Origin of the sequence: Massilia sp. MS-15 (assembly GCF_020176695.1) — a bacterium.
GTDB lineage: Bacteria > Pseudomonadota > Gammaproteobacteria > Burkholderiales > Burkholderiaceae_D > Telluria > Telluria hydrophila.
The window spans coordinates 1-3,789 of record NZ_JAIWIA010000082.1 but is presented as its reverse complement, the minus strand read 5'-3'; the positions used below and the strand labels follow the sequence as shown (position 1 = coordinate 3,789).

2 tRNA genes and 2 rRNA genes are annotated in these 3,789 nt (G+C 51.8%); all 4 read left to right on the top strand.

What is annotated here, in order from left to right:
• A 16S ribosomal RNA gene (locus LCI23_RS20295) occupies positions 1 to 1,174 on the top strand; the annotation flags it as partial.
• Between the two features lie 81 nt (positions 1,175 to 1,255).
• Positions 1,256 to 1,332, top strand: a tRNA-Ile gene (locus LCI23_RS20290).
• Between the two features lie 16 nt (positions 1,333 to 1,348).
• Positions 1,349 to 1,424: transfer RNA gene (locus LCI23_RS20285), tRNA-Ala, on the top strand.
• A gap of 239 nt (positions 1,425 to 1,663) precedes the next feature.
• Positions 1,664 to 3,789 (top strand): 23S ribosomal RNA (locus tag LCI23_RS20280); the annotation flags it as partial.

Below are 3,789 nucleotides of genomic sequence, written 5' to 3'. Positions count from 1 at the left end.
TGGACAATGGGCGCAAGCCTGATCCAGCAATGCCGCGTGAGTGAAGAAGGCCTTCGGGTTGTAAAGCTCTTTTGTCAGGGAAGAAACGGCTGAGGATAATACCTTCGGCTAATGACGGTACCTGAAGAATAAGCACCGGCTAACTACGTGCCAGCAGCCGCGGTAATACGTAGGGTGCAAGCGTTAATCGGAATTACTGGGCGTAAAGCGTGCGCAGGCGGTTTTGTAAGTCTGACGTGAAAGCCCCGGGCTCAACCTGGGAATTGCGTTGGAGACTGCAAGGCTTGAATCTGGCAGAGGGGGGTAGAATTCCACGTGTAGCAGTGAAATGCGTAGAGATGTGGAGGAACACCGATGGCGAAGGCAGCCCCCTGGGTCAAGATTGACGCTCATGCACGAAAGCGTGGGGAGCAAACAGGATTAGATACCCTGGTAGTCCACGCCCTAAACGATGTCTACTAGTTGTCGGGTTTTAATTAACTTGGTAACGCAGCTAACGCGTGAAGTAGACCGCCTGGGGAGTACGGTCGCAAGATTAAAACTCAAAGGAATTGACGGGGACCCGCACAAGCGGTGGATGATGTGGATTAATTCGATGCAACGCGAAAAACCTTACCTACCCTTGACATGGAAGGAATCCTGGAGAGATCCGGGAGTGCCCGAAAGGGAGCCTTCACACAGGTGCTGCATGGCTGTCGTCAGCTCGTGTCGTGAGATGTTGGGTTAAGTCCCGCAACGAGCGCAACCCTTGTCATTAGTTGCTACATTTGGTTGGGCACTCTAATGAGACTGCCGGTGACAAACCGGAGGAAGGTGGGGATGACGTCAAGTCCTCATGGCCCTTATGGGTAGGGCTTCACACGTCATACAATGGTACATACAGAGGGCCGCCAACCCGCGAGGGGGAGCTAATCCCAGAAAGTGTATCGTAGTCCGGATTGTAGTCTGCAACTCGACTACATGAAGTTGGAATCGCTAGTAATCGCGGATCAGCATGTCGCGGTGAATACGTTCCCGGGTCTTGTACACACCGCCCGTCACACCATGGGAGCGGGTTTTACCAGAAGTAGGTAGCTTAACCGCAAGGAGGGCGCTTACCACGGTAGGATTCGTGACTGGGGTGAAGTCGTAACAAGGTAGCCGTATCGGAAGGTGCGGCTGGATCACCTCCTTTCTAGAGTAGCACCAGAGCGAAAGCTCAGCATCAAGCGTCCACGCTTATCGACTGTTCGTAAAGAGAACAACAGTGTATGTCGGGGCTGTAGCTCAGCTGGTTAGAGCACCGTGTTGATAACGCGGGGGTCGTTGGTTCGAGTCCAACCAGCCCTACCAAGTTATCGCAAGTAACGGGGGATTAGCTCAGCTGGGAGAGCACCTGCTTTGCAAGCAGGGGGTCGTCGGTTCGATCCCGTCATCCTCCACCACTACCTGGTTCTGAAAGCACAAACGTAAGCCTCAACGGTTTAGGTTTGGTCTTTTCGAGATCACTGTTTTTTCGTTCTTTAACAATCTGGAAGAAGTAAAGTTTTTTTAAGCGTGTAAGCGAATCGGAAACGATGAGCGAGCACACTTAGGGTAGTAATCAAGTATCAACAAACATGCAACGAGCTGTACTCTTGATTTCTATGACGATCCCTGTTGTCAGCAGGGGCCAACGTTATAGGGACAAGCGAATAAGTGCACATGGTGGATGCCTTGGCGATTACAGGCGATGAAGGACGTAGTAGCTTGCGATAAGCTGCGGGGAGTGAGCAAACACACTTTGATCCGCAGATTTCCGAATGGGGAAACCCGGCCCTTTGGGTCATTGCATGCTGAATACATAGGCATGCAAAGCGAACGCGGCGAACTGAAACATCTAAGTAGCTGCAGGAAAAGAAATCAACCGAGATTCCCAAAGTAGTGGCGAGCGAAATGGGATGAGCCTGTACGTGATAGTCGATTGGATAGTGGAAGCTTCTGGAAATAAGCGCCATAGCGGGTGATAGCCCCGTACACGAAATCCGAACGGTGGTACTAAGCGTACGACAAGTAGGGCGGGACACGAGAAATCCTGTCTGAACATGGGGGGACCATCCTCCAAGGCTAAATACTCGTAATCGACCGATAGTGAACCAGTACCGTGAGGGAAAGGCGAAAAGAACCCCGGGAGGGGAGTGAAATAGATCCTGAAACCGTGTGCATACAAACAGTCGGAGCCTCTTTATGGGGTGACGGCGTACCTTTTGTATAATGGGTCAGCGACTTACATTCAGTGGCGAGGTTAACCGGATAGGGGAGCCGTAGAGAAATCGAGTCCGAACAGGGCGACAGTCGCTGGGTGTAGACCCGAAACCAGGTGATCTACCCATGGCCAGGATGAAGGTGCGGTAACACGCCCTGGAGGTCCGAACCCACTAATGTTGAAAAATTAGGGGATGAGCTGTGGGTAGGGGTGAAAGGCTAAACAAACCTGGAAATAGCTGGTTCTCTCCGAAAACTATTTAGGTAGTGCCTCAAGTATCACCATCGGGGGTAGAGCACTGTTATGGCTAGGGGGTCATTGCGACTTACCAAACCATTGCAAACTCCGAATACCGATGAGTGCGAGCTTGGGAGACAGACGTCGGGTGCTAACGTCCGGCGTCAAGAGGGAAACAACCCAGACCGCCAGCTAAGGTCCCAAAGATTGGCTAAGTGGAAAACGAAGTGGGAAGGCTAAAACAGTCAGGATGTTGGCTTAGAAGCAGCCACCATTTAAAGAAAGCGTAATAGCTCACTGATCGAGTCGTCCTGCGCGGAAGATGTAACGGGGCTAAGCCAGTCACCGAAGCTGCGGATATCTAGCAATAGATATGGTAGGAGAGCGTTCTGTAAGCCTGCGAAGGTGTCTTGTGAAGGATGCTGGAGGTATCAGAAGTGCGAATGCTGACATGAGTAGCGATAATGCGGGTGAAAAGCCCGCACGCCGTAAGCCCAAGGTTTCCTGTTCAACGTTCATCGGAGCAGGGTGAGTCGGCCCCTAAGGCGAGGCAGAGATGCGTAGCTGATGGGAAGCAGGTTAATATTCCTGCACCGTCGTATGATGCGATGGGGGGACGGATCGCGGAAGGTTGTCCAGCTGTTGGAATAGCTGGTTTCTGGTTCATAGAAGGCGCTTAGGCAAATCCGGGCGCAGGATTCAAGGGACTGGGACGTGTAGCCATGTGCTACGAAGCAATCGGAAGTGGTTCCAAGAAAAGCCTCTAAGCTTCAGTCATACGAGACCGTACCGCAAACCGACACAGGTGGGCGAGATGAGTATTCTAAGGCGCTTGAGAGAACTCGGGAGAAGGAACTCGGCAAATTGGTACCGTAACTTCGGGATAAGGTACGCCCCGGTAGCTTGACCACTTTACTGTGGAAGGGTGAAAGGGTTGCAATAAACTGGTGGCTGCGACTGTTTAATAAAAACACAGCACTCTGCAAACACGAAAGTGGACGTATAGGGTGTGACGCCTGCCCGGTGCTGGAAGATTAAATGATGGGGTGCAAGCTCTTGATTGAAGTCCCAGTAAACGGCGGCCGTAACTATAACGGTCCTAAGGTAGCGAAATTCCTTGTCGGGTAAGTTCCGACCTGCACGAATGGCGTAACGATGGCCACACTGTCTCCTCCCGAGACTCAGCGAAGTTGAAATGTTTGTGATGATGCAATCTACCCGCGGCTAGACGGAAAGACCCCATGAACCTTTACTGTAGCTTTACATTGGACTTTGAACCAATCTGTGTAGGATAGGTGGGAGGCTTTGAAGCAGGGACGCCAGTTCCT